This window comes from Streptomyces sp. UC4497, assembly GCF_054871485.1.
In genome coordinates this window covers 146,487-171,732 of sequence record NZ_JBTYHB010000005.1, presented here as the reverse complement: position 1 = coordinate 171,732, position 25,246 = coordinate 146,487, and the positions used below count along the sequence as shown (strand labels likewise).

The 25,246-nt window shown below is 71.8% G+C and carries 24 protein-coding genes; 11 read left to right on the top strand and 13 right to left on the bottom strand.

What is annotated here, in order from left to right; all coding sequences use genetic code 11:
- Nucleotides 1-175 precede the first annotated feature (175 nt).
- The 3 genes from ureG (at nucleotide 176) to ACYSUO_RS09605 (ending at nucleotide 3,380) form a co-directional block, all read left to right on the top strand.
- Nucleotides 176-853, top strand: coding sequence for an urease accessory protein UreG (ureG, locus tag ACYSUO_RS09615; RefSeq protein WP_327664530.1), 678 nt, complete (start codon nucleotides 176-178; stop codon nucleotides 851-853).
- Nucleotides 850-1,614, top strand: coding sequence for an urease accessory protein UreD (locus tag ACYSUO_RS09610; protein WP_461775634.1), 765 nt, complete (start codon nucleotides 850-852; stop codon nucleotides 1,612-1,614). The genes ureG and ACYSUO_RS09610 overlap by 4 nt, the downstream gene beginning before the upstream one ends.
- A 149-nt stretch (nucleotides 1,615-1,763) precedes the next feature.
- Entirely contained in the window at nucleotides 1,764-3,380 is a 1,617-nt protein-coding gene (locus tag ACYSUO_RS09605; protein ID WP_461775633.1) for an alpha/beta hydrolase, read from the top strand.
- 13 nt (nucleotides 3,381-3,393) lie between these two features.
- Here the strand turns inward: ACYSUO_RS09605 and ACYSUO_RS09600 are convergent, their stop codons facing one another.
- Entirely contained in the window at nucleotides 3,394-4,428 is a 1,035-nt protein-coding gene (locus ACYSUO_RS09600; protein WP_461775632.1) for an NAD-dependent epimerase/dehydratase family protein, read from the bottom strand.
- A gap of 75 nt (nucleotides 4,429-4,503) precedes the next feature.
- Nucleotides 4,504-5,220, bottom strand: coding sequence for a lysophospholipid acyltransferase family protein (locus ACYSUO_RS09595; RefSeq protein ID WP_461775631.1), 717 nt, complete (start codon nucleotides 5,218-5,220; stop codon nucleotides 4,504-4,506).
- A 248-nt stretch (nucleotides 5,221-5,468) separates the two neighbouring features.
- Here ACYSUO_RS09595 and ACYSUO_RS09590 point away from each other — a divergent pair, with 248 nt between their 5' ends.
- Entirely contained in the window at nucleotides 5,469-5,852 is a 384-nt protein-coding gene (locus ACYSUO_RS09590) for a subtilase-type protease inhibitor (protein ID WP_461775630.1), read from the top strand.
- An 18-nt stretch (nucleotides 5,853-5,870) separates the two neighbouring features.
- On the opposite strand, the gene ACYSUO_RS09585 is transcribed toward ACYSUO_RS09590, so the two are convergent.
- The 5 genes from ACYSUO_RS09585 to ACYSUO_RS09565 all read right to left on the bottom strand — a co-directional run bounded on the left by ACYSUO_RS09585 (nucleotide 5,871) and on the right by ACYSUO_RS09565 (nucleotide 10,451).
- On the bottom strand, nucleotides 5,871-6,029 hold the full coding sequence (locus tag ACYSUO_RS09585) for a hypothetical protein (RefSeq protein WP_457477029.1): 159 nt from the start codon (nucleotides 6,027-6,029) through the stop codon (nucleotides 5,871-5,873).
- A gap of 114 nt (nucleotides 6,030-6,143) precedes the next feature.
- The gene (locus ACYSUO_RS09580; protein ID WP_461775629.1) at nucleotides 6,144-7,097 is read right to left on the bottom strand and encodes a cytochrome c oxidase assembly protein; all 954 of its coding nucleotides are present in this window, start codon (nucleotides 7,095-7,097) and stop codon (nucleotides 6,144-6,146) included.
- A gap of 139 nt (nucleotides 7,098-7,236) precedes the next feature.
- Complete coding sequence (locus tag ACYSUO_RS09575) at nucleotides 7,237-8,262, bottom strand: 6-phosphofructokinase (RefSeq protein WP_266722339.1); 1,026 nt, start codon at nucleotides 8,260-8,262, stop codon at nucleotides 7,237-7,239.
- Between the two features lie 178 nt (nucleotides 8,263-8,440).
- Nucleotides 8,441-9,172: a type 1 glutamine amidotransferase gene (locus ACYSUO_RS09570; protein ID WP_461775628.1), complete on the bottom strand. Its 732-nt coding sequence runs from the start codon at nucleotides 9,170-9,172 to the stop codon at nucleotides 8,441-8,443.
- 40 nt (nucleotides 9,173-9,212) lie between these two features.
- The gene (locus tag ACYSUO_RS09565; RefSeq protein WP_426905209.1) at nucleotides 9,213-10,451 is read right to left on the bottom strand and encodes a Mur ligase family protein; all 1,239 of its coding nucleotides are present in this window, start codon (nucleotides 10,449-10,451) and stop codon (nucleotides 9,213-9,215) included.
- 141 nt (nucleotides 10,452-10,592) lie between these two features.
- On the opposite strand from ACYSUO_RS09565, the gene def reads away from it, so the two are divergent.
- Nucleotides 10,593-11,147 carry a peptide deformylase gene (gene def / locus ACYSUO_RS09560; protein ID WP_461775627.1) on the top strand — a complete coding sequence of 185 codons (555 nt, stop codon included), beginning with the start codon at nucleotides 10,593-10,595 and terminating at the stop codon, nucleotides 11,145-11,147.
- 7 nt (nucleotides 11,148-11,154) lie between these two features.
- Here def and ACYSUO_RS09555 read toward each other — a convergent pair whose 3' ends face one another.
- Complete coding sequence (locus ACYSUO_RS09555; protein ID WP_461775626.1) at nucleotides 11,155-11,808, bottom strand: TetR family transcriptional regulator; 654 nt, start codon at nucleotides 11,806-11,808, stop codon at nucleotides 11,155-11,157.
- Nucleotides 11,809-11,971: 163 nt separating this feature from the next.
- On the opposite strand from ACYSUO_RS09555, the gene ACYSUO_RS09550 reads away from it, so the two are divergent.
- Nucleotides 11,972-13,198 (top strand): acyl-CoA dehydrogenase family protein, encoded by a 1,227-nt coding sequence (locus tag ACYSUO_RS09550; RefSeq protein WP_461775625.1) that lies wholly within the window; start codon nucleotides 11,972-11,974, stop codon nucleotides 13,196-13,198.
- Between the two features lie 96 nt (nucleotides 13,199-13,294).
- Here ACYSUO_RS09550 and ACYSUO_RS09545 read toward each other — a convergent pair whose 3' ends face one another.
- Nucleotides 13,295-14,572: an SWIM zinc finger family protein gene (locus ACYSUO_RS09545; RefSeq protein WP_461775624.1), complete on the bottom strand. Its 1,278-nt coding sequence runs from the start codon at nucleotides 14,570-14,572 to the stop codon at nucleotides 13,295-13,297.
- On the bottom strand, nucleotides 14,569-17,370 hold the full coding sequence (locus ACYSUO_RS09540; protein WP_461775623.1) for a DEAD/DEAH box helicase: 2,802 nt from the start codon (nucleotides 17,368-17,370) through the stop codon (nucleotides 14,569-14,571). Before ACYSUO_RS09540 ends, ACYSUO_RS09545 begins: the two co-directional genes overlap by 4 nt.
- 342 nt (nucleotides 17,371-17,712) lie before the next feature.
- Between ACYSUO_RS09540 and ACYSUO_RS09535 the strand changes: the two genes are divergently transcribed.
- Together ACYSUO_RS09535 and ACYSUO_RS09530 are read left to right on the top strand one after the other, a co-directional pair.
- Nucleotides 17,713-18,768: an acyl-CoA desaturase gene (locus tag ACYSUO_RS09535; RefSeq protein ID WP_461775622.1), complete on the top strand. Its 1,056-nt coding sequence runs from the start codon at nucleotides 17,713-17,715 to the stop codon at nucleotides 18,766-18,768.
- 147 nt (nucleotides 18,769-18,915) lie between these two features.
- The gene (locus ACYSUO_RS09530; RefSeq protein WP_461775621.1) at nucleotides 18,916-19,098 is read left to right on the top strand and encodes a hypothetical protein; all 183 of its coding nucleotides are present in this window, start codon (nucleotides 18,916-18,918) and stop codon (nucleotides 19,096-19,098) included.
- Nucleotides 19,099-19,158: 60 nt separating this feature from the next.
- Here ACYSUO_RS09530 and ACYSUO_RS09525 read toward each other — a convergent pair whose 3' ends face one another.
- From ACYSUO_RS09525 to ACYSUO_RS09515, 3 genes are all read right to left on the bottom strand, one after another.
- Nucleotides 19,159-19,983, bottom strand: a complete 825-nt coding sequence (locus ACYSUO_RS09525; RefSeq protein ID WP_461775620.1) for a hypothetical protein — start codon at nucleotides 19,981-19,983, stop codon at nucleotides 19,159-19,161.
- A 177-nt stretch (nucleotides 19,984-20,160) separates the two neighbouring features.
- Complete coding sequence (locus ACYSUO_RS09520) at nucleotides 20,161-20,448, bottom strand: hypothetical protein (RefSeq protein WP_461775619.1); 288 nt, start codon at nucleotides 20,446-20,448, stop codon at nucleotides 20,161-20,163.
- Between the two features lie 149 nt (nucleotides 20,449-20,597).
- Complete coding sequence (locus tag ACYSUO_RS09515) at nucleotides 20,598-21,200, bottom strand: class I SAM-dependent methyltransferase (RefSeq protein WP_461775618.1); 603 nt, start codon at nucleotides 21,198-21,200, stop codon at nucleotides 20,598-20,600.
- 230 nt (nucleotides 21,201-21,430) lie between these two features.
- Here ACYSUO_RS09515 and ACYSUO_RS09510 point away from each other — a divergent pair, with 230 nt between their 5' ends.
- From ACYSUO_RS09510 to ACYSUO_RS09500, 3 genes are all read left to right on the top strand, one after another.
- Nucleotides 21,431-22,204: an MHYT domain-containing protein gene (locus tag ACYSUO_RS09510; RefSeq protein ID WP_461775617.1), complete on the top strand. Its 774-nt coding sequence runs from the start codon at nucleotides 21,431-21,433 to the stop codon at nucleotides 22,202-22,204.
- A gap of 75 nt (nucleotides 22,205-22,279) precedes the next feature.
- Nucleotides 22,280-24,796: a sensor histidine kinase gene (locus ACYSUO_RS09505; protein ID WP_461775616.1), complete on the top strand. Its 2,517-nt coding sequence runs from the start codon at nucleotides 22,280-22,282 to the stop codon at nucleotides 24,794-24,796.
- Entirely contained in the window at nucleotides 24,793-25,233 is a 441-nt protein-coding gene (locus tag ACYSUO_RS09500; protein WP_461775615.1) for a roadblock/LC7 domain-containing protein, read from the top strand. The genes ACYSUO_RS09505 and ACYSUO_RS09500 overlap by 4 nt, the downstream gene beginning before the upstream one ends.
- The last annotated feature ends 13 nt before the right edge of the window (nucleotides 25,234-25,246 follow it).

Sequence of the window (25,246 nt, the reverse complement as noted above, 5' to 3'; positions counted from 1 at the left end):
GGGCTCCGCCCCCAGACCCCCTTGTCCTCAATCGCCGGACGGGCTGGTGGTGACGCCGGTCGTCCTCAATCGCCGGACGGGCTGGTGGTGACGCCAGTCGTCCCTCAATCGCCAAACGGACTGGTGGTGACGCCGGTCGGGAGGGCGAATCCTCAACTTTGGAGTCGTGATTCTTATGCACCTCGGACACACCCACGACGAAGCCTCCGCCGTTTCCGCCGACGCTCAGCGGCCCGACGGTACGCGGCGTGCCCTGCGGATCGGGCTCGGTGGGCCCGTCGGGTCGGGCAAGACCGCCACCGTCGCCGCGCTGTGCCGCGCGCTGCGCGAGGAGCTCTCGCTCGCCGTCGTCACGAACGACATCTACACGCGCGAGGACGCCGCCTTCCTGCTGCGCGAGGCCGTGCTGCCGCCCGAGCGGATCACCGCCGTCGAGACCGGCGCCTGCCCGCACACCGCGATCCGTGACGACATCTCCGCGAACCTGGAGGCCGTCGAGGACCTGGAGGACGAGGTCGGCCCGCTCGACCTGATCCTCATCGAGTCCGGCGGCGACAACCTCACCGCCACCTTCTCCAAGGGGCTCATCGACGCGCAGATCTTCGTGATCGACGTCGCGGGCGGCGACGACATCCCGCGCAAGGGCGGCCCCGGCGTCACCACCGCCGACCTGCTCGTCATCAACAAGACCGACCTCGCCCCGCACGTCGGCTCCGACCTGGCGCGGATGGAGGCCGACGCCAAGGAGGCGCGGGCCGAACTCCCCGTCGTGCTGCAGTCCCTGCGCTCCGAGGTCGGCGTCGGGGACGTCGCGGCCTGGGTGCGGGCGCAGCTCGCCGCGTGGACCGCGTGAGCGCCGGAGTCCGGTCCACCGCCCGGATCGTCGCGCGCGGCGACGGGCGGGGCTCGACCGCGCTGCCCGTCATGGAGGGCGAGGGCTCGTTCGCGCTGCGCCGTACGCGCGGCGCGTGCGCCGACGAGGCCCGCGTCATGCTCGTCGGCGCCATGAGCGGCCCGCTCGGCGGCGACCACCTCACCGTGGAGGCGCGCGCCGAGGAGGGCGCCCATCTGCACGTGGGCTCGATCGCCGCGACCATCGCCCTGCCGGGGCAGAACAAGGGCGAGGCCCGTTACGACGTACGGCTCGACGTCGCCGACGGGGCCCGACTCGACTGGCTTCCGGAGCAGTTGATCTCGGCGGGCGGGAGCGATCTGCGGGTCACCACGCGCGCCGACCTCGCGCCGGGCGCGCGGCTCGTGCTCCGCGAGGAGCAGGTGCTCGGGCGCGTGGCGGAGGAGCCGGGTCGGCTCACCAGCCGGCTGACCGTGTACCGGGCCGGACGTCCGCTGCTCGACCAGGAGCTGGCCTGCGGCCCGGGCGCGCCCGGCGGCTGGGACGGTCCCGCCGTCCTCGCGGGACATCGGGCCCTCGGTCAACTGGTCGTCGTACGGCCGGAGTTCGAGACGGAGAAGCCGTCCGCCGCCGTTCTCGACGAGGACGGTACGGCCGCGCTCACGCCCCTCGCGGGCCCCGCCGTGCTGGTCACGGCGGTCGCGCCGGACGCCCTGCGGCTGCGCCGGACGCTCGACGAAGTGCTGGGCCGACTGGGCTGATCCGCTCATCGGGCGGGTTATACCGTTTATCGGATTGGTAAAGAACGCCCACAGTCCCTGTCGCCGGGGACCCCGAACGCGTCAGGATCCGCGTACCGATCAGCAACACGATCGACGTACGGATCGAATCGATGTGCGGGAGGCCCCACTTGAGACGGACCAGACAGACAGCGCGCGGCAGCCGGAAGGCGGTGATCGGCTCCGCGGGCGCGTTCGCCGCCGCGGCGCTGATAGCGGGCGCGGTCTCCGCCCCCGCCGCGCAGGCCGACGCACCCAGGTCCGGCAGCAGCACCGCCGACCTCCAGGCGCGCGGCGCGGCCCTCGCCGCCGCCAAGGCCGCGAAGGCCGGCATCGACTGGAAGGACTGCCCCGCGGACTGGGGCATCGCCAAGCCCATCCAGTGCGGCTGGGTCACCGTGCCGCTCGACTACGCGAAGCCGAACGGCAAGCAGATCAAGCTCGCCGTCGACCGCATCGGCAACACCGGCACCAAGGACGAGCGCCAGGGCTCCCTCGTCTACAACCCGGGTGGCCCCGGCGGCTCCGGCATGCGCTTCCCGACCCGGGTGACCAGCAAGAACCCGATCTACGCCAAGATGGCGAAGGCCTACGACTTCGTCGGCTTCGACCCGCGCGGCGTCGGCCACTCCGCGCCGATCTCCTGCATCGACCCGCAGGAGTTCGTCAAGGCGCCCAAGGCCGACCCGGTCCCCGACAGCGAGGCGGACAAGCTCGGCCAGCGCAAGCTCGCCAAGGAGTACGCGGACGGCTGCTACGAGAAGAGCGGCGAGATGCTGCCGCAGATGACGACGCCGAACACCGCGCGCGACCTCGACGTCATCCGTGCCGCCCTCGGCGACAAGAAGCTCAACTACCTCGGCGTCTCCTACGGCACCTACCTGGGCGCCGTCTACGGCACGCTCTTCCCGGGCCACGTCCGCCGCATGATCGTCGACAGCGTCGTCAACCCGGCGAAGAGCAACATCTGGTACCAGGCGAACCTGAACCAGGACATCGCCTTCGAGGGCCGCTGGAAGGACTGGCAGGACTGGGTCGCCAAGAACGACGCGACCTTCCACCTCGGCGACACCCGCGCCAAGGTGCAGCAGCAGTGGGAGACCCTGCGCGCCGCCGCGAAGAAGAACCCCCTCGGCGGGGTCGTCGGCCCGGCCGAGCTGATCGGCTTCTTCCAGAGCGCGCCGTACTACGACTCCTCGTGGGTGCCGGTCGCCCAGACGTGGAGCAAGTACGTCGCCGGTGACACACAGGCCCTGGTCGACGCCATCGCCCCCGACATGTCGGACACCGCGGGCAACGCCGCGTCCGAGAACAGCAACGCGGTCTACACCGCCGTCGAGTGCGCCGACGCCAAGTGGCCCACCAGCTGGTCCAAGTGGGACAGGGACAACACCGAGCTCCACAAGAAGTACCCGTTCATGACGTGGGCCAACGCGTGGATGAACCTGCCCTGCGCCACCTGGAAGACCAAGCAGCAGACCCCGCTCGACGTGAAGACCGGCAAGGGCCTGCCGTCGGTCCTGATCGTGCAGTCCGAGCGCGACGCCGCCACCCCGTACGAGGGCGCCGTCGAGCTGCACAAGCGCTTCAAGGGCTCCCGCCTGATCACCGAGAAGGACGCGGGCTCGCACGGTGTCACCGGTCTGACCAACCCCTGCATCAACGACCGGGTCGACAATTACCTGCTCACCGGGAAGACCGACAGCAAGGACGTGACGTGCGCGCCGCACGCCACGCCCAAGCCGTAACGATTCCCTAGGCCTACGCGGCCGAGGAAGCCAGCCAGGCGTCCTCGGCCGCGTAGTCGAAGATGCCGGTCGTGTACGACGCCACCATCTTCGGGAAACCGGTCTCCCAGTCCTGCTCCCGCAGCCGTCCGGCCAGCCACTCGACCGTCTCCGGAAGCGCGTCGGCGTACGTCGTCACCGGCTTGTACCCGAGCTCCCGCTCGGCGGCGGACATGTCGAGGATCAGCGGGTGCGGTACCGACCAGGGGCTGTCCCCGACGTTCGGCGCCGGGGGAGGACCGTCGACGAGCACCGTCTCGGTCTCCACACCCATCAGTTCGTCGACCATCGCCCCGATCTCGGCGACCGAGGGGTGATCGGGGTCCGCCGCGTTCAGCACCCGCGATCCGGGCCGCGCCGCCGCGAGCCGCACCAGCTCCGCCAGATTCCGTACGCTCGCCGGATGGAAGCGGCTCTCGCCGTTGTACGCGAGCACGCGCGTACGGCGGCCGTCGAGGTTCCGCTTGACGAAGTAGAGCTCCCGGGGCGTTCGGCAGTACGGACCGTGCACGGCGGACGGCCGCAGCACGGTCGTCGGCAGCCGGTCGCCGAGCGCCAGCAGGTCCTGTTCGATCCGCACTTTGCGCGCCCTGGATCCGTCGCCGGGTGACGCCGTCCGCAGCGTCTCCGGGATCGGCACGGGATAGTGCGGCCAGCCGTCCGGCTCGCCCTGCGTGTGGAAGCCGCGCCCCTGCTCGTCCTCGTACACCGCCGCGCTGGAGGCCACGACCGCCGACCCGATCCGGTCGGCGAGCCCCGCGAGCTGCTGCGCGTGGGCCGGCGTGAAGGCGATGAGGTCCACGACGAGGTCGACCCCGTCCCCGACGAGCGCCGCGACGGCGTCCCCGTCCTCCCGGTCGAACGCCACCGCCCGTACGTCCCCCTGCCAGCCCGCGTCCCGCCCGCCACCGCGCGAGGCCGCCGTCACCTCCCAGCCGTCCGCCGCGAGCGCCCGCACCGTGGGCCGCCCGATCTGCCCTGCCGCACCGATCACCAATGCCTTCTTCATGACCGGACCGTACGTCGGTGGGGGCCGCCCCGGCCCCGGAATCTGCTCAGCGCAGAGCGCGGAACCCTGGGAAGGTCAACTCAGCGGCAACCGCGGGAACTTCCGGGCCTTCTCCTCCTCGGCCTCCGCTTTCACGAGGGCCGCGTACTTGTCGACGTACTCCTGCCCGGACAGTTCCAGGATCGCGTACATGATCTCGTCGGTGACCGCCCGCAGGATCGCCTTCTCCTCGTCCATGCCGTCGTAGCGCGAGAAGTCGAGCGGCTTGCCGAACTTGATGGTCACCCGGCGCATGTTCGGGATCTTCTGGCCGGGCGGCTGCGCCTCGAACGTGCCGATCATCGCGCACGGGACCACCGGCGCCCCCGCCTTGAGCGCCATCGCGGCGACGCCCACCTTGCCCTTGTACAGGCGTCCGTCGTGCGAGCGCGTGCCCTCCGGGTAGATGCCGAGCAGCTCCCCGCGGCGCAGCACCCCGAGGCCCTCGCGGATCGCCGCCTTCCCGGCCTCCTTGCCCGAGCGGTCGACCGGGATCTGGCCCGCGCTGCGGAAGAACGCGGCGGTGAGCCGGCCCCTGATGCCGGGGCCCGTGAAGTACTCGGCCTTCGCCAGGAACGTGATCCGCCGCTTGATGATCGCGGGCATCAGGAAGTGGTCGGAGAACGACAGATGATTGCCCGCGACGATCGCGGCGCCGGATTCCGGTATGTGCTCCAGGCCCTCGATCCGGGGCCGGAAGAGCAGCCGCAGCAGCGGCCCGAGGATCACGTACTTGAGCAGCCGGTAGAACATCCCGATCGCCTTCCCCCACGAACCACTTGAACCGCTTGTACTGCCGCTTGTACCGCCGTGTGCTTGCGCACAGTAACCAATCGGCAGCGTCGGCGCGAGAGCCCGATCGGGCCCTGTCCTGGGCCCGCACGGCGCGTCCGCTTGGCGGTGGCGGTCCCGGCGGGTGCGCTGTTTCCACCCTGACGTCCCACCGCCCTGACGTTCCCCTGACGCCACAGGCGGACGTTCCAGCACCGGAGGTTGTCCGTATGCGTTCCCTCTACGTAGCCGCGGCCGCGTTCCTGTCCCTGGCCGCGGCCGCCCCGGCCGCCCACGCCGGGGCCGAGCAGCCGCGGGGCCTGTTCCTGACGGTCTCCCGCGCCGAGAACACTTGGGTCCGGGGTGTCCTCCTGCGCTGCACGCCCGAGCCGTCGGGCCACCACCCGTACGCCGCCGAGGCCTGTGCTGCCCTCGATGAGGCGGGCGGCGACCTGGACGCGCTGCCGGTCGAACAGCAGATCTGCACCAAGGAGTACGACCCCGTCACGGTCGCGGCCACCGGCACGTACCGCGGCAAGGCGATCACCTGGGACAAGACCTTCGGCAACGCCTGCGAGATGAACGCGTCGACGGGCCACGTCTTCCGCTTCTGACCTCCAGGGCGCCTGCCGTCAGTTGCCGCGTGAGGCCACCATCGCCACAGTGAGTAGGCCGAGCACCACCCAGCCGAACCACAGCCACCCGTTGCTGCCGAGCGCCACCGTGTAGGCGGTCACGGCCACCAGGCCGCCCACGGTGAACGCACCCATCGTCTTCGTGGAACCGGGCATCACACCCTCCTCCCAGCAGCCGGACAAAAGTCCGAGCCGCGACCAGGAGGCCATATTCACCTGTAACGGGGCAGTGGCGCTACTGCCGCGCGCGGGGTGGCGCTTTACCGGCCCCTACTGGCCGCGCGCGTTGAGGGAGGCCAAGTAGGCGTTGTACGCCGCCAGCTCCTTGTCGCCGTCCCGGTCCGCGGCCCGGTCCTTGCGGCGCGCCTGCCGGTCCTCCGACTTCTTCCACTGGAAGAGCAGCGCCAACAGGACGAGCACCGAGGGCACCTCGCTGAACGCCCAGGCGATGCCGCCCGCCGCCGTCTGGTCGGCGAGCGGATCGATGCCCAGCGAGGCCGGCGGATTCTCGAACGTGCCGACCATCGTCGTCGACGCCATCATCAGCGCGATCCCGAAGAAGGCGTGGAACGGCATACCGGCGAACAGCTCCAGCATCCGCATCACATAGCCGGGCCGGTGCGGCCCCGGGTCCACGCCCATGATCGGCCAGAAGAACACCAGGCCGACGGCGAGGAAGTGCACCATCATCCCGAGGTGCCCGACCTTGGACCCCATGAGGAAGTCGAAGAGCGGCGTGAAGTAGAGCGCGTACAGGCTCGCGATGAACAGCGGGATCGTGAAGGCCGCGTGCGTGATGATCCGCATGTAGCGGCTGTGCAGCAGCGCGAGGAGCAGCTCGCGCGGCCCCTTGCTGCCGCGCTTCGCGGAGACCGGCAGCGCCCGCAGCGCGAGCGTGATCGGGGCGCCCATCAGGAGCAGGATCGGCGACAGCATGCTGATGACCATGTGCTGCACCATGTGCACGCTGAACATGACCATGCCGTAGTCGTTGAGCTTCGTGCACATCACCAGACCGATGGTGAGCACGCCCACGACGTACGCGATCGTCCGGGACACCGGCCACGCGTCACCGCGCCGGGCCAGGCGCACCACGCCCCATCCGTAGAGGGCGAGCGCCAGCAGGCACCCGACGAGGAAGAAGGGGTCGGCCGACCACTGAAGGCCACGCCCCAGCGTGAACGGCGGCAGATCCATGTTCATGCCGTGCCCGCTGTGATCCATCCGCCGGCTCCTGTTGCTCGTTTCGTACGGATTGTGCGCACCCAGACTAGAACTGCCCCCGGCCGGTGTTTCGGCCGGGGGCAGTTCTGTGTGTCCTGGAGCAGGTGTGGATCAGAGGGTGTCGATCAGCGGGTGTGGATCAGAGCACGCACTCGGCTTCGGCGTACCGCTCGTCCGGCACCGTCTTCAGCGTCTCCACGGCCTCGGCCAGCGGCACCATCAGGATGTCGGTGCCACGCAGCGCGGTCATCTTGCCGAACTCGCCGCGGTGCACGGCCTCCACGGCGTGCCAGCCGAACCGCGTCGCGAGCACGCGGTCGTACGCGGTGGGGGTGCCGCCGCGCTGCACATGGCCGAGGATCACGGGGCGCGCCTCCTTGCCGAGGCGCTGCTCCAGCTCGATGGAGAGCTGGCGGGCGATCCCCGCGAAGCGCTCGTGGCCGTAGACGTCCTTGCCGCCCTCGTCGTACTCCATCGAACCGGCCCGGGGCTTGGCGCCCTCGGCGACGACCACGATGGCGAACTTCTTGCCGGCCTCGAACCGCTCACCGACCTTCTTGGTCAGCTCGTCGATGTCGAAGGGGCGCTCCGGCACGACGACGGCGTGCGCGCCCGCGGCCATGCCGGAGTGCAGCGCGATCCAGCCGGTGTGCCGGCCCATGACCTCGACGATCAGCACGCGCTGGTGCGACTCGGCGGTGGTCTTGAGGCGGTCGAGCGCCTCGGTGGCGACGCCGACGGCCGTGTCGAAGCCGAACGTCACGTCGGTGACGGCGATGTCGTTGTCGATCGTCTTCGGTACGCCGACGATCGGGAGGCCGTTGTCCGAGAGGAGGCGGGCCGCCTTCAGGGTGCCCTCGCCGCCGATCGGAATGATCGCGTCGAGACCGAGGTCCGCGACGTGCTCCTTGGCCCGCTCGATGCCGTCGCGCAGATGCGCGGGCTGTACGCGGGAGGAGCCGAGGATGGTGCCGCCGCGGGCGAGGATGCCGCCCACCGCGTCGAGGTCCAGCTTGCGGTAGTCGCACTCGAGCAGGCCCTTCCACCCGTCGTGGAAGCCGATGACCTCGTCGCCGTGGTCGACGACGGCACGGTGCACGACCGAACGGATCACGGCGTTCAGACCGGGGCAGTCGCCGCCTGAGGTGAGGACACCAATACGCATAAGCCCGGATTACCTTTGCAAACGTGGGCCGATGGCCGGACTGCGTCGTCCGCCTTGACCCCCGTACCTTATCGGCGGCCGGGGGCCCGTCCGCACGTGGCGTCCGACTGGTGGACTGGCCTGCTCACATGGGCGCGAGGGCGCCCTAAAGGGCCCTGGGGGAGGGCCCCCGAGAGGGTCAGGCGGGCTGCGTCGTGGCCGCCGCGATCCGCTCGTTGCGGAGCTCCTCGTACCACTGGTCGTTCACCGGCGGCAGCGCGTTCACATCGAGCGCCAGCTTGATCAGCAGGTCGGCGATCTGCGGATTGCGCGCGAGCACGGGCCCGTGCATGTACGTGCCGAAAACGGTGTCGTTGAAGGCGCCTTCGGTGCCGTCCCCCGTGCCGTTGCCCTTGCCCATCCGGGTCCGGGCGAAGGCCCGCGCCGTGGGGCCGAGGTGCGTGACGCCCTGGTGGTTCTCGAAGCCGGTCAGCTCCGGCAGGCCCAACGACGGGTCGATGTCGCCCAGTACGTCACCGACGCAGCGCTCGCCCTCGCCGCGCGTCGAGACGACGTCGAGCAGGCCGAGACCGGGCTCGCGCTCACCGAGGTCGTTCACGAACTCGTGGCCGAGGATCTGGTAGCCGGCGCACACGGAGAAGACGATCGCGCCGTTGGCCACCGCGCGCTGCAGGCCGCCGTCGCGGCGCAGCCGCTCCGCGGCGAGGCGCTGCGGACGGTCCTCGCCGCCACCGATGAGGTAGATGTCGCCGGAGGTCGGCACCGCCTGATCGCTGCGCACGTCGTAGCGCTCGACCTGGAGGCGGCGCTGCTGGGCGCGGCGCTCGACCACCAGGACGTTGCCCTGGTCGCCGTAGGTGCTCAGCAGGTCGGGGTAGACCCACACGACACGCAGGCTGTTGTCACTCATGCTCATGATCCTTCGCTCTTCGCGCTCTGTGTGGGGCTCGTCAGTTGCCCACGCGGCGGCGGACGTCCTGGAACGCGGTGTAGTTGGCGATCAGTTCGATCCGCCCCGGGGGCGACATCTGCACCGCCTCGTCGAGCGTCTCGCAGACCCGGAAGTCCAGGCCCGCGACCTCGAGCCGGACCGCGAGGTCGAGCCGGCGGTCGCCGATCACGCAGATCGGGTGCCCGGCCAGGCGCGTGTAGTCGACGTCCCACAGCCAGGAGGTGTCGGTGCCGTCGGCGCCCCGCGCGTTCACCGAGAGGATCACCGGGGTCGGCGGCGGGTCGATCAGAGTGAACGTTTCGAGCCAGCCCGCCGGGTTCTTGGCGAGCAGCAGCCGCAGGTCGCGCTCCTGGAACTGCACGACGTCGTAGCGACCCGCCACCGCCTGCACCTGGTACATGCGCTCCAGGGCGACCTGCGGGGGTACCCCGAAGCAGGCGGCCACGGCCGCGGACGTCGCCGCGTTCGCCTTGTTGGCGCGGCCCGGCAGTTGGAGGTTGATCGGCCATGCGGAGCCGTGCGGGTCGATGACGTGGTCGCCCTGGAGCGCCCAGCTCGCGAGCGGGCGGCGGAAGCCGCACTCGCCGCAGAACCAGTCGTCACCGGGGCGCTGCATCACGCCGCCGCACGCCGGGCAGGACCAGGCGTCGTCCTTCCACTCCTGGCCCGCGGCGACCCACACCACGTTCGGCGAGGAGGAGGCGGCCCAGACGATCAGGGGGTCGTCCGCGTTCGCGATCACGATGGCCTTCGAACCGGACAGGCCCTCGCGCCACTTCTCGGCGAGCATGCGGGTCTCACCGGCGCGGTCCAGCTGGTCGCGCGAGAGGTTGAGCAGCGCGATCGCCTTCGGGTCGGTGTCGCGGGCGACACCGGCCAGGTACTTCTCGTCGACCTCGATCACGCCGTACTTGGCCTCGCCGCCGCCGGCCAGGGCGGAGGTGATGCCCGCGGGCATGTTCGCCCCCAGCGCGTTCGACACGACGGGGCCGCTGGCGCGCAGGGCCTCCGCGAGCAGTCGCGTGGTCGTCGTCTTGCCGTTCGTGGCCGAGACGAGCACCACGTCCAGGTGCTGGGCGACCCGCGCGAGCAGCTCGGGGTCGAGCCGCAGCGCGACCTTGCCGCCGATCACTGATCCGCTGCCGCGGCCCGCCGCCCGCGACACCGCGGCCGCGGCCCGGCCGGCCGTCACGGCCAGCTTGGCGCGCGGAGTCATCGGCTCCGAGTTGCCTGCCATCTTCCTGGGTCCTCCTTGCGTACGGCGCCGCGCCTGCCCCCGGCATCGTTTATGGGCTCAGCCTATCGAGATCCTCTGACAAGCCCGAACAGTGGCACCACCAGCACTTCGTGGTGCGCACAGGACCGTACCCTTACCGGCATGCGACACGGCTCGATCCCGGGCGCCTCAGGGCGCGTACGACCCCTGACCCTGCTCGGTGAAACCGTGCTGCACCAACCCTGCGCGCAGGTAACGGACTTCGGCCCGGCCCTCGCGCGCCTGGTCGAGGACATGTTCGCCACGATGTACGCGGCGCAGGGCGTGGGCCTCGCCGCGAACCAGGTCGGCGAGGGACTTCGGGTCTTCGTCTTCGACTGTGAGGATGACGACGATGTGCGCCATGTCGGCCACGTCGTGAACCCGCGCCTGGTCGAGGCCGACGGCGACGTGATCCGCGGCCCCGAGGGCTGCCTGTCGCTCCCCGGCCTGGAGGCGGGCACGCCCCGCTTCGACCACGCGCGCGTGGAGGGGTACGACCTCGGCGGCGAACCCGTGGTGATCCACGGCACGGGCTGGTTCGCCCGCTGCCTCCAGCACGAGTGCGACCACTTGGAGGGGCGCACGTACACGGAGTGGGTCACCGGGTGGCGGCGCAGGAAGGTGCTGCGTCAGGCGGCGAAGGCGCCGTGGGCGTCGGGTTCCGTGCCTTCCTGAGGCCCGGTCAGAAGCCGGGGCCGCCGACCTTGTCGCCCGCCGCGGCGAGCCGCCCCCACAGCAGGTCGGCCAGTGCGCGCACCAACTCGGCGCGCTCGCACGGGCGGTCGCCGAGCCACCAGTCGCCGGCGGCGTGCATCATGCCGACGATCCCGTGCCCCCACACGCGCGCGAGCTGCTGGCTGCCGGGGCCGAGGTCCACGCGCTCCTCGATGACCTCGGCCAGCTCCTCGCCCATCCGGCGCAGCAGCGGCGCCGAGTGCCGTCCGATGTCGAACCCGGATTCGGCGGGGGCGCCCTCCGACGGATGCATCAGGAAGCGGTAGACCTGGGGGCGGGCCTCGATCGCCGCCAAGTAGGTGTCGAGCGTCGCCTCCACGCGCTCGCGCCGCTCCGCGGGCGCGTCCAGGGCGGCCCGCAGCGAGGCGAGCAGCGCGTCCGTGTGGCGCGTGGCGAGCGCGGCGTAGAGGCCGCCCTTGTCGCCGAAGTGCCGGTACAGGATCGGCTTGGTGATCCCGGCCTCGGCCGCGATGGCGTTCATCGAGGCGCCTGGGCCGTCCCGGAGCACCACGCGGTCCGCGGCCTCCAGCAGCTCGCGCCGCCGACGCTCGGCGGCGGACTGTTGGTCCGCGCGCTGATCGGTCCGCTGTGTGGTCTCCATGAGCTCTCCCCACCCCCGTGCGATTGCCTGACGCACGCCGAAAGGTAACACCCGGCGGCCATCCGGTATCGAACGCGTACTCGGAGGTTGACAGGGGCTACTCGCCAGTAACAGACTCGGGTTACCTTAAGTAACACAGTATTGCGTGCGCCCTGGAGGGGTTATGGCCGAGTTCACCATGGATCTCAGCGACGAGCAGAAGGAAGTCCGTGACTGGTTGCACGGCTTCGCCGCCGATGTGATCCGCCCCGCGGCCGCCGAGTGGGACGAGCGCGAGGAGACCCCCTGGCCGGTCATCCAGGAAGCGGCCAAGCTCGGAATCTACTCCCTGGACTTCTACGCGCAGCAGTTCTTCGACCCTTCGGGCCTCGGCATTCCGATGGCCATGGAGGAGCTGTTCTGGGGCGACGCGGGCATTGGCCTGTCCATCGTCGGCACGGGCCTCGCCGCGGTCGGCGTCCTCGCCAACGGCACCGAGGAGCAGATAGGCACCTGGATCCCGCAGATGTACGGCGACGCGAACGACGTGAAGGTGGCCGCCTTCTGCTCCTCCGAGCCGGACGCCGGCTCCGATGTCGCCGCCATGCGCACGCGTGCCGTCTACGACGAGGCCAAGGACGAGTGGGTCCTGAACGGCACCAAGACGTGGGCGACGAACGGCGGCATCGCCAATGTCCACGTGGTTGTCGCCTCCGTGGACGCGGAGCTCGGCTCCAAGGGGCACGCCTCCTTCATCGTGCCGCCGAACACCCCCGGCCTGTCCCAGGGGCAGAAGTTCAAGAAGCACGGCATCCGCGCCTCGCACACCGCCGAGGTCGTCCTGGAGAACGTCCGGGTGCCCGGCTCCTGCCTGCTCGGCGGCAAGGACAAGCTCGACGAGCGCCTCGCCCGTGCGCGCGAGAAGGCCAAGAAGGGCGGCGAGCGCGTGAAGAACGCCGCGATGGCCACCTTCGAGGCCTCGCGTCCCGCCGTCGGCGCCATGGCGGTCGGCACGGCCCGCGCCGCCTACGAGGAGGCCCTGGAGTACGCGAAGACGCGTGAGCAGTTCGGCCGCCCGATCATCGACAACCAGGGCGTGGCCTTCCAACTGGCCGACATGCGCACCCAGATCGACGCCGCGCGCCTCCTGGTGTGGCGTGCCTCCTGGATGGCGTCCACGGGCAAGAAGTTCGAGAACGCCGAGGGCTCCATGTCCAAGCTGTTCGCGAGCGAGACCGCCAAGAAGGTCAGCGCCCAGGCGGTCCAGATCCTCGGTGGCAACGGCTTCACCCGTGAGTACCCCGTGGAGCGCATGCACCGCGACGCCGCGATCTACACGATCTTCGAGGGCACGAGCGAGATCCAGCGCCTGGTCATCGCCCGCACCCTCTCGGGCATGCCGATCCGCTAGCGATTTCGCGGTGGCCGCAATGACGTCGGTGCGGCCACCGCGGGACTTCACCTAGTAGGACTGCGCCTGGTGGGACTCCGCTTGGTGGGACTACGTCTACCCGTCCTCGTCGGCGGAGCCGAGCGCTCCGGCCAGCGCGGAGGCGGGGTCGGACGCCGAGGGCCCGGCGGGCGCCCAGCGGCCGCGCTGCTTGCGGTAGGGCCACCAGCGACCGTCCCGGCCCAGCCGCAGTTGGGCCTGCCCGTCGGCGGTGCTCCAGCGGCCGCGGGCGGCCTTGAACGCGGGGCGCTCGTCGTCGTCCCAGGCCGCTTCGAGCGCGGCACGCGCGCGTACCAGGCCTTCCGCGTCGGGGACCCAGTCCTCGTCCAGTACGTCGAGCGCGGCGGCGCCCCCGTACCCCCAGGCGTGCACGGCGAGCGTCAGGCCCTCCCGGCCGCGGCCACCGACCTCGGCGAGCCGTGCCCGGATGTGCGGCACGGGGGACGCGGAGGCCAGGCGTACGGCGTCCTGCGGCACGGTCAATTCCGGTGGGGCGGGGCGCTGTTCGTGTCCGGGGGACAGCGCTTCCGCGAGCAGCCGGTGCGCCTCGGCCGCCGCCTGCCCGCCGAGGAAGCCGAGCGCGTCGACGTCCGTGCCCGCGGGCGGCGCCGTCTCCGTGTCGAGCGACGGCGGCAGGCCGGGCTCGTCGGGCAGTGGCGGCGGACCCGGCAGCGGCGGCAGCACGATCGCCGACGCGTAGGCCTCGGCCGCGTCCACGCCCTCGGCCTCCTGGGCCTCGTGCGGCGCTTCCGGTTCGGCCCCTATGGTGCTGCGCACCTGAAGCTCGTCGAGCAGCGCGCGCTCGCCGCGCCCGCGCAGCAGGAGCAGCACGAACGGATCCTGGTCCAGCAGGCGGGCGAGCTGATAGCTCAGCGCCGCCGTGTGCGCGCAGTGGTCCCAGGCGTCGCAGTCGCAGCGCGGCTCCAAGTCGCCGATCCCCGGCAGGAGTTCCACCCCGGAGGCCGAGGCGTCCTCCACGAGGTGCGGTGGCATGTCGCGGTCCAGGAGCGCCGCGATGTGCCCGGACCGCTCGGCCGCCATCGCCAGGAAGCCGTCCCACTCGTCCTCGTCCAGGCACTGCAGCAGCACGTCCGAGCGGTGCGTGGCGCCGCCGCGGTCCTCCACCACCGCGGTGATGCGACCCGGTCTGACCGACACCGCGCCCACCGCTCCCGCGCGCGCGAGCCGGCGCCCCGCCTTCAGTTGCGCGGTGTCGAGCGCGGTGTCCTCCAGGGCCTTCAACCAGGCCTGCCCCCACCAGGTCTCGGCGAAGGCCCGTCCGCGCGCGGGCGGCAGCGCTGCGAACGTGCGCACGTCGTCTTCCATGTGGCTCATCGGGTGCCCCCTCGCAACTCGACCAGGTCCGCCAGTTCCGCGTCGGTGAGTTCGGTCAGCGCCGCCTCACCGGAACCGAGCACGGCGTCCGCCAACTCCTGCTTACGGAGCAGCATTTCCGCGATCCGGTCCTCGATCGTGCCCTCGGCGATCAGCCGGTGCACCTGCACCGGCCTCGTCTGTCCGATGCGGTACGCGCGGTCGGTGGCCTGCGCCTCCACGGCCGGGTTCCACCAGCGGTCGTAGTGCACGACGTGCTCCGCGCGCGTGAGGTTGAGTCCCGTGCCCGCGGCCTTCAACGAGAGCAGGAACACGGGTACCTCGCCCTCCTGGAAGCGCTGCACCATGGCCTCGCGCTCCGCGACCGGGGTGCCTCCGTGGAGGAACATCACCGGGATGCCGCGGGCCGCCAGGTGCCGCTCCACGAGGCGGGCCATCTGCACGTACTGCGTGAAGACCAGCACGCCGGCGTCCTCGGCCAGGATCGTGTCCAGGAGTTCGTCGAGGAGTTCCAGCTTCCCGGAGCGGCCGGTGATGCGCGGCTTGTCCTCCTTGAGGTACTGCGCCGGGTGGTTGCAGATCTGCTTGAGGGCGGTGAGGAGCTTGACGATCAGGCCGCGCCGCTCGAATCCGGCCGCGCCGGAGATCTCCGCGAGCGTCTCCCGCACCACGGCCTCGTACAGGCCCGCCTGTTCGGCGGTGAGGGAGACTGCGCGATCCGTCTCGGTCTTGGGCGGCAGCTCCGGGGCGATGCCGGGGTCCGACTTGCGCCGACGCAGCAGGAAGGGCCCCACGAGCTTGGCCAGACGCTCCGCGGCCGCCGGGTCCTTGCCGCCCTCGATCGCCTGGGCGTAGCGCGTACGGAAGGTGCCGAGGCGGCCCAGGAGGCCGGGCGTCGTCCAGTCGAGCAGGGCCCACAGCTCGGAGAGGTTGTTCTCGACCGGGGTGCCGGTGAGCGCCACGCGCGCGCGTGCGCCGATCGTGCGCAGCTCCTTGGCCGTCGCCGAGTAGGGGTTCTTCACGTGCTGCGCCTCGTCGGCGACGAGCATTCCCCAGGACGCGGCGCCGAGTTGGGCGGCGTCGAGGCGCATCGTGCCGTAGGTGGTGAGCACGAACTCGCCGTCGGCGAGGTTCTCCAGGGAACGGCGTCCGCCGTGGAAGCGGCGTACGGGGGTGCCGGGCGCGAACTTCTCGATCTCGCGCTGCCAGTTGCCCATCAGGGACGTCGGGCAGACCACGAGTGTCGGTCCCGCGCTCTCCGGGGAGCTCTGGCGGTGCAGGTGCAGCGCGATCAGCGTGATCGTCTTGCCGAGACCCATGTCGTCGGCGAGGCAGGCGCCGAGGCCCAGCGAGGTCATGTGGGCGAGCCAGTTGAGTCCGCGCAGCTGGTAGTCGCGCAATTCGGCTTCGAGCGCCGCCGGTTGGCCGACCGGCGTCATGCCCTCGGGGTCCGCGAGGCGGTCCCGCAGGGCCGTGAGCCAGCCCGTCGGCCGCACGTCGACCCGGCGGCCCTCGACCTCCGTCGACCCCGTGAGAACGGCGCTCAGCGCGTCGACCGGGGTGACCTTGCGGTCCTGGTGCGAGCGGGCGCGGCGGGCCTCCGCCGGGTCGATCAGCACCCACTGGTCGCGCAGCCGTACGACGGGACGGTTCGCCTCGGCGAGCATGTCCAGCTCGGCGCGGCTCAACTCCTGGTCGCCGAGGGCGAACCGCCAGTCGAACGCCAGCAGGGCGTCGGCCGACAGGAAGGACGGTCCGTCGGAGGAGAGCCCGTCGGGGGCCTCGCCCTCGGCCGGGCCGATCACCGCACGGGCCGTCAGCTTGCGGGCCAGCTCCTTGGGCCAGTGCACCTCGACGCCGGCCGCGGACAGCGCCCGCGCGCCCTCGCCGAGCAGCTCCGTGACCTCCTCGTCGGCCAGTTCGACGGCGTCGGGCACGGTCGCGGAGAGCAGTGGCGCGAGCGGTGTCCACGCGCGCGTGGCGCGGCGCAGCGCCAACAGCGCGTCCATACGGGCGCGGTCGCCGAAGGCCCGGGCCGAGGATCCGCCCCCGGACCACACCTGTGCCGCGTCCGCGACCAGGGTGGGGTCGCTGACGCTGTGCAGTTGGAGCACCGCGCGGAACGCGGCGCGGGGCTCGTCGTCCGTGAGCTGTTCGAGTCCGGGGACCTCCACGCGCAGCGAGATCCGCACGCCCGCGTCGAGCCCCGCCGCGACATCGCCTGCCCAGGGGCGCAGCTCGGGCACCCGCTGCGGTTCCCGCGCGGCGAACGCCGGTCCACCGGCGGCGTGCGCGGCGGCGGGGGAGCGCGGCAGGGCGTCGGCCACCGCGTCCAGGAACGCGCGCAGCAGCCGCTCCGGGGCGTGCAGGCGCGGCGCTTCGGCCTCGTCCAGCGGCACGGCGTGCGCCTCGGGCGGCATCGCGGCGGCCAGCTCCCTGACCCGGTCGAGGTCGCCCGCCCCCAGCGGGCCTGCGCGCCACGCGTCGTGGCCCTCGGCGCTCACCCCCGGCAACAGCAGCCCACGGGCGACGAGTTGCAGCGCCAGGAGGCCGGCCGCGCCCCAGAAGGTCGCCGTCGGGTCGGCGTCCGCGGTGGTACGCGCGCGGGTGAGCACCGGCAGCGCGGCGCGCACGGGCAGGGTGACGGCCGGTACGGTCACCGGCTCCACGGCGTCCTCGCCGGGCAGCGCGAGGCGCAGCTCGGTGCGGGTGCCCGCGTCCGGCAGTGGCGGCTCGCCGCCTTCGGGCCGCCAGAAGGCCACGGTCGAGGTGCGGGCCGGGTCGGCGGGGGTGAACACGACGCCGCAGCGCGCGAGTTCGGTGGTCTCGGAGGGGGTGGGCGGAGCGGTGCGGGTGTGCTCGGAGATGGCGACGTCCTCGTATTCATCAAACTTGACTACTCACCCTGGAGGCGCCGAGGGTACACCTCCCGATCAGCCGGACGCGCCTCCATATGTCGTGATCTGAATCACCTGACCCTTAAGGGTGGGGCTTACCCCCCTGTCGCGGTGGGGTGACCCCAGGCGGTACTCGGGTGGTGGCGCCATGGTCGACGAAGGTCCGTGATCCATAGGTTTTCAGGGGTCGGGCGACGCGTAGCCCGCCGCATCGACCTCACCCACCACAGACCGGAGACCGCCATGCCCTCGGCCGTCGGAACCCTGCCGGAGCCCACCACCGGGCCGGCCGCCCCCGAAGGGGGAAGCGAGTTCACGCCATTGCTGCGCGCCATCAAGGGGCAGGGGCTGCTGGAGCGGCGCACCGGCTGGTACGTGCGCACCATTGTGGTCAACGCCCTGTGCCTCGGCGCCGTCGTCACGGGCATGGCCCTTCTCGGCGGATCGTGGTGGGTGCTCGCCCTGGCGCCGGTCCTTGCGGCGCTGTGCGCACGCACCGCCTTCATCGGGCACGACGCGGGCCACGCCCAGATCACCGGGAACCGCTCGGTGAGCCGGCTGATCGGCCTGGTCCACGGCAATCTGCTGCTCGGCATGAGTTATTCCTGGTGGAACGACAAGCACAACCGGCACCACGCCAACCCGAACCACATCGAGAAGGACCCCGACGTCGCCGCCGACGTACTCGTCTTCACCAGCAAACAGGCCGCCACGCGCGCGGGGTTCCGCGGCTGGCTCACCCGCCACCAGGCCTGGCTCTTCTTCCCGCTGACCCTGCTCGAGGGCCTCGCCCTGAAGATCTACGGATTCCAGGACCTGCGCCGCCAGAGCGGCCGCGAACGCCTCGTGGAGGGCGCGTTCCTGGTCGCGCACGTGGCCGGTTATCTCACGCTGCTCCTCACCACCATGCCGCTCGGCCACGCACTCGTCTTCGCGGCCCTCCACCAGGCCCTGTTCGGGCTGCATCTGGGGATGGCGTTCGCCCCCAACCACAAGGGCATGGAGATGCCCGACCCGGACGGCGACAAGTGGGGCCACCTGCGCCGCCAGGTCCTCACCTCGCGCAACATCAAGGGCAGCGCGTTGACCGACTGGTTCCTCGGCGGCCTCAACTACCAGATCGAGCACCACCTGTTCCCGAGCATGCCCCGCCCCCACCTGCGCCTCGCCCAACCCCTGGTGAAGGCCCACTGCCGCGGGCTCGGCATCCCCTTCGTGGAGACAGGGCTTGTCGACTCCTACCGCCAGGCGCTGCGCCACATGTATGAAGTGGGAGAGCCGCTGCGGGTCGACATCTGACGGCCGCCCGGCCGTGCGCGGGGGCGCGGAATCAGGGATGTCTCAGGGTTACCCGACGGAACTGCGGGCGACGTGGGCCCGTTTCTCACAGCAGAGGCGGGTCCGCTCCACTCAGGCGAGGGCGGGCCGCCCCGAAGGAGGGCACACATGTCGAAGAACGCGAAGATTGCCGCGGGAGGTGTGGCGGCCGGCATCATCCTGCTGATCTGGCTGCCCTGGTGGGCGGCCCTGCTCATCGTGCTGGGCGCGCCCGCCGCCGCGTACATGATGCTCGACCCCTCGCAGCGGCGCAGGCTGCGCCGCGCCTCGCGCAAGGAGCTGGGGCGCTGACGGGGCCTCGTGACGGTCGCAGCCGCGCGGGGCGTGAACGTCCCGTGCGGCTCCGGCGATTCACGTAGGGCGTACGGCCATCTTGTCGAGCGCTTCGAGCAGGCTCGGCAGTTCCCGGCCGCGGCCGACCGGGAGCACTTCGCCCGGCTCGTCGTCGAGGAGCACGAAGGCGATGTCGTCGGTCCGCGCGACCATCGACCAGCCGGGCCCGTCGGCGCGCAGCGTCCGGGCGTCGCCGGAGGCGAACGAGGAGCGCACGCGGCCCAAGGGCGGCGGCGAGTCCACGTACCCGCGCACCTCCGAGAGCACCCGCCGGATGCCCGTCCGCGTGCCGCTCGGCTCGCCCTCCTGAGGCGCCTCGGCGTCCTCCTCCGTGGCGAACTGGGAGTCGTCGAGCTGTTCCCGCCACACGGCCCACTGGAGCGCTATCTCGTCCGCCCCCAGGCGCCGTTGGGCCGGGCCCCAGGTCTCCGTGTCGGGCGGCGTCAGCGGCGGCGCGTCGTCGTACTCGGGGTCGGGCTCGGGATCGTGCGGCGCGGGGACGCCCGGGGCGGCCACGGCGAGCGCGAGCGGCCAGCCCGGCAGCGCGGCGACCATGCTGTCCTCGTCGGGCGAGAGCTCGTACTCCATGCCGCAGTCCCACGACGCGATGGCGACGGCGACCAGCGACACGTCGTCGACCACGACGGTCCAGCGGGCGCCCGTCCCGTCCTGGCCGAGCACCAGGCCGTACCCCTCGGCCACCGGCGCGAGCCCCAGGGCCCCGCAGGCCTCCGGGTAGTCGTCACCGAGCACGCTCGGGAACTTCGCAGGTGTCAGCAACACCGCCGTCAGCACGTACAGCGCGTCGTCCCCTTCGACCGCCGCTTCGTCCACTCCGGTCACGCCGGCCTCCCCTGAACTTCGTTCCACCGGCGAGACCTTAGCCAGTGCCCGATGCCGTCGTACAGGGGGGTCCACGCTCGATGACCAGGAAAATCGACAGCGATCCAGCCCCTGCACCCCTCCCGTGAACAAACTGTCGACATCCCGTGCCCGCCATGTGCGCCGCGCGCACGCCGGTCAGCCGGCCGGCAGCCCAAGAAGAGCGCGGGCGACGGTTCGTGGCGGCTCGTCGCGTTCCCGCGCGAGGGCGATGACGGCCCGGCAGGCGAGCTCATTGACCCCGAACGCCAGCGCACTCGGCTCGACCCAGCCCGCCGCCTCGTCGGCCCGCTCCTGATCGTCCTCGACGCCCGCCACCACGTAGGTGGCAGCCGCCTCGAACAGATTGTGCCCCCGCTCCTTCTTGCTCGGCGTGCCACTGTCCTCGTGCCACGTTTTCCACGCCTTACGGATCCGATCGATCATGGACGCCACCGTCCCCCTACCCGTAACCCCCGACGTGTGTCACGGAGTTCCGGCCATGGTGACAGACCCGACCACGCAACGGATCCCGTGCGGCGGGGGTCAGTGGGCCCCGGTTCCGGGCGGCCGCCTTCCAGTGTTGTGGGCGCGGTTCAGTCCTCCTCCCGTACCGCGAGTGCCAGGAAGCGATCGTCCTCGTCGGTGTACGAGGTCAGGCGCCAGCCGGCGGCGGCGAGCAGGGGGCGCAGGTTGGGCTCGGCGCGCAGGTCGTCCGGTGTGAGTGCGCGGCCGTGGCGGGCGGCGAGGGCGGCACGGCCGATCGGGTGGAACAGTGCGAGCAGTCCGCCGGGGCGCACCACGCGCGCCAACTCGCGCAGATTCTCGGCCGGTTGCGGCAAGTGCGAGATGAGCCCGGCGCCGAACACCGCGTCCAGCACGCCCGCGCGCAGCGGCAGCCTGGCCACGTCCGTGAGCAGCAACCGCCCCTCGGCGTCCCTGCCCGCCCGTACGGCCCGCTCCAGCATGGCCGCCGTCAGGTCGGCGCCCAGGACCACCCCGGAAGGCCCCACGGCCGCGCGCAGTGGCGCCAGCGCCCGTCCCGTGCCGCACCCGGCGTCGAGCACACGGGCACCGGGGCGCAGCCCCAACGCGGCCACCGCGGACGCGTAGGCCGGGCCGTCGTCGGGGAAACGGGTGTCCCAGTCGGCGGCTCTGGCCGCGAAGAACTCCTGCACACGTGTGGCGTCGTCGCTCATGCGCTCCATGATTGCGCAGCGCACTGACAGCGGCGCCGAGGCGCGTCCCGTGACACGAGTGGGGGACGCAGGATCGAAAGGTCCCGTTCTTCGGCGAAGACATCGCATGCACGTGCGGTGCGCATGTTCGACTCTCCGGCGACCGTTCCGAACCGTATCTCCTCCGTATTCCAAAACCTTTCGAACTGCGCCCCTGCTGTACGCCCCCACCGGCATACCGTCCCTGACCCATGGGACACCTGGACCACGCCACCTTCGGCTGGCTTACCCCCGTGCTGTCGTACGCGATGGCCTGCATCGGCGCCGCGCTCGGACTGCGCTGCACCGTACGCGCCCTGAACACCACGGGGAGCGCGCGGCGCAACTGGCTGCTCACCGCCGCCTCCGCCATCGGCACCGGCATCTGGACCATGCACTTCGTGGCGATGCTCGGATTCACCGTCACCGGCACCGAGATCCGCTACAACGTCCCGCTGACCATCCTCAGCCTGCTCGTCGCCGTGACCGTCGTCGGTGTCGGCGTCTTCGCCGTCGGCCATCACCACGAGCGCGGGCGCGCGCTGGTCCTGGGCGGCCTCACCACGGGCATCGGCGTGGCCAGCATGCACTACCTGGGGATGGCGGCCCTGCGCCTGCACGGGAAGGTCGGCTACGACCCGCTGCTGGTCGCCCTCTCCGTGGTGATCGCCGTCGTCGCGGCGACCGCCGCGCTGTGGGCCGCCCTCAACATCAAGTCACCGGGCGCCGTCGCGGTCGCCTCCCTCGTCATGGGCGGCGCCGTGAGCAGCATGCACTACACCGGAATGATGGCGGTCAGCGTGCGGGTGACCCCCTCCACGGCGGAACTCGCCGGTGCCACGGCGATGCAGTTCATCTTCCCGCTGGCCGTGGGGCTCGGCTCCTACCTCTTCCTGACCTCGGCGTTCGTCGCGCTGTCCCCGACCGCGGACGAGAGGGAGGCCTCCACGTCGGCGCAGCGCCCGCTGGAGCACCAGACCCCCTGACCGCATCCGCCCCCGCACCGCCACCGCCCCGGCACCAGGAGCGCGAATGGTGCCCCGACCCCGATCGAGGAGGCCATGCGCCCGCCCCGCAGCACCCCCAGCTCCGGCCCTCCGCACGAGACTTCGGCCCCCGCGCGCGGACGGCGTGCGCACGCCGGGCTGCCCGCCGACGAAGACGTCCTGGTGGAGCCGGAGCCCCGCAGCGCGTCCCCCGCGCGCGGGGAAGCCATGCATCTGCGTCCGCGTACGGTCCGGGCGAAGATCATCTGCCTCCTGATGGTGCCCGTCGTCTCGCTGCTCGCCCTGTGGGCCTTCGCCACCGTGAGCACCGCCCAGGACGTCGCACGGCTACGGCAGTTGCAGCGGGTCGACGAGACGGTGCGCACCCCCGTGGGCGCGGCTGTCGCCGCCCTGCAGGCCGAACGCACCGCGGCCGTCGCCTACGCCACCGAACCCACCGCCGGCCGCGGCGATGCCCTCACACGGCGTGCCGCCACCACCGACCGCACCGTTTCCGCCCTGCGCATCGGCAAGGACGGCACGGTCGCGGACGGAGCCGACCTCCCGCGCGCGGTGGTCGGACGACTGGACTCGTTCGTCGGCGGCGTCGAGCACCTACGAAGCGTGCGCAAGGCGGTACAGGAGCGGCGCACCGGCTGGGACGACGCATACGGGCAGTACACCAGGACCGTCGACAGTGCCTTCGCGGTCAGCGGTGCGCTCACCGGCATCCAGGACTCCGAACTCGGCTCCGACGCGCGTGTACTCCTGGAGTTCGGCCGCTCCGGCGAGATGCTCGCCCGGGAGAACGCGGTGCTCGTCGGCGCACGCCTGGCCGGTTCCCTGGATGGCGAGCGGCTGCGGCTGTTCACCGGGGCGGTAGGGACCCGCGGGAACCTGATCGGGACGGCCGCGAGCGACCTGCGCGGGCCCGAACGTGCCGCCTGGAAGCGCCTCTCGGCGAGCCGCGCCTACGGAGACGTACGCGCCGTCGAGGACCGCACCCTCATCGCGGAACCGGGCGGGAAGGCGCTCGCCGCCGCCTCCGCCGACGACTGGAACACGGCGTACGCGACCGTGCAGGACCGCATGCGCGCCATCGAGACGGACGCCGCACGCGGCGCAGCCGTCCGCGCGGACCCGCTCACCCGCGGACTGCTCACCCCGGCGGGAGGCGCCGTCCTGCTCGGCCTCTTCGCCGTGGCGGCCTCGCTGGTGATCTCCGTGCGCATCGGCCGCGGCCTCGTCGTCGAACTGGTCAGCCTGCGCAACACCGCGTTGGAGATCGCCCGCCGCAAACTGCCCGACACCATGCGCAGGTTGCGGGCCGGCGAGGAGATCGACGTGGCGGCCGAAGCCCCCCAGGGGCCACCCGCGGAGGACGAGACCGGTCAGGTGTCCGAGGCGCTCACCACGGTGCACCGCGCGGCCCTGTACGCCGCCGTGGAGCGCGCCGAACTCGCCAGTGGCATCTCCGGGGTCTTCGTCAACCTCGCCCGTCGCAGCCAGGTCCTCGTCCACCGTCAACTCGGCCTCCTGGACGGCATGGAGCGCCGCGCCGACGACCCGAGCGAACTCAGCGACCTGTTCCGGCTCGACCACCTCACCACACGGATGCGCCGCCACGCGGAGAGCCTGATCATCCTCTCCGGAGCCGCGCCCGGCCGCGCCTGGCGACAGCCCGTACCGCTGACGAACGTCGTGCGGGCCGCGGTCTCCGAGATCGAGGACTACGCGCGCGTGGAGGTGCGCCACTTGTCCGCCGCCCAGGTCTCCGGTGCAGCCGTCGCCGACCTCACCCACCTCGTGGCCGAACTCGTCGAGAACGCCGCGCAGTTCTCGCCCCCGCACACCAAGGTGCGCATCAGCGGCGAGCCCGTCGGCAACGGGTACGCGATCGAGATCGAGGACCGCGGCCTCGGCATGGGCAAGGAGAGCCTCGAAGAGGCCAACCAGCGCATCGGGCACTCGGAGGCCCTCGACCTGTTCGACAGCGACCAGCTCGGCCTCTTCGTGGTCAGCAGGCTCGCCAAACGCCACGACATCAAAGTGCACCTGCGTACGTCCCCGTACGGAGGCACCACCGCCGTCGTCCTCCTGCCCACCCCCTTGCTGCACAAGGACGGCGAGATCGGGCCGAGCGCCCATGAAGCGCACCAACTGTCCCAGGAAGAGCGCCGCTACGCGCGCGTGCCCGAGCCCGAAGCGGGGCCGATGAACGACAGCCACCCCGTCCCCGCGCCGGCGCCCCGCCCGGCGCTCGCCCCCTCGACGGAGCCCGAGATCCCCCGGCACCCACCAGGCGTCACCGCGCTGCGCCTGCGCACCTCACCGGAGCCCGCGCCCCCCGAACACCCCGGGGACGAGACGGACCCACCCACCGACGGCCTCCCACGCCGCGTACGCCAGGCCAGCCTCGCGCCCCAACTGCGCGAGCGGCCGACCGAACAGACGTCCCCCGCGCGCGTACCCGCACCGAACGAGCGCACCCCCGAACAGGTCCGGGCCCGGATGGCCTCCTTCCGGGACGGCTGGGCCAGAGGCGGTGGCCGACCGCCCGGCCCCGACACCCATGAAGGAGATCCCGCATGATCAAGGAACCGAGCACCACGGGGACGGCTCACGGTGCCGGCGAACTCGACTGGCTCCTTGATGACTTGGTGCTGCGAGTGCCCGAACTGCGGCATGCCGTGATCCTCTCCAACGACGGGCTCGCCGTCGGCTCCTCCAGCGGCCTGCGCAGGGAGGACGCCGAACATCTCTCGGCCGTCGCCTCCGGCTTCAACAGCCTCGCCAAGGGCACAGGGCGGCACTTCGGCGCGGGCGGGGTGCGGCAGACCATGGTCGAGATGGATGAAGGTTTCCTCTTCGTGGCGGCCGCGGGCGACGGTTCCTGCCTCGCCGTCCTGAGCACCGGGACCGCCGATATCGGGCTCGTCGCCTACGAGATGGCGCGCCTGGTCCGGAGGGTCGGCGAACACCTCTACACGGCCCCGAGGGCCGCCGGGCAGACGCCCACCGCGGGTTGACGGGCACGGTCGA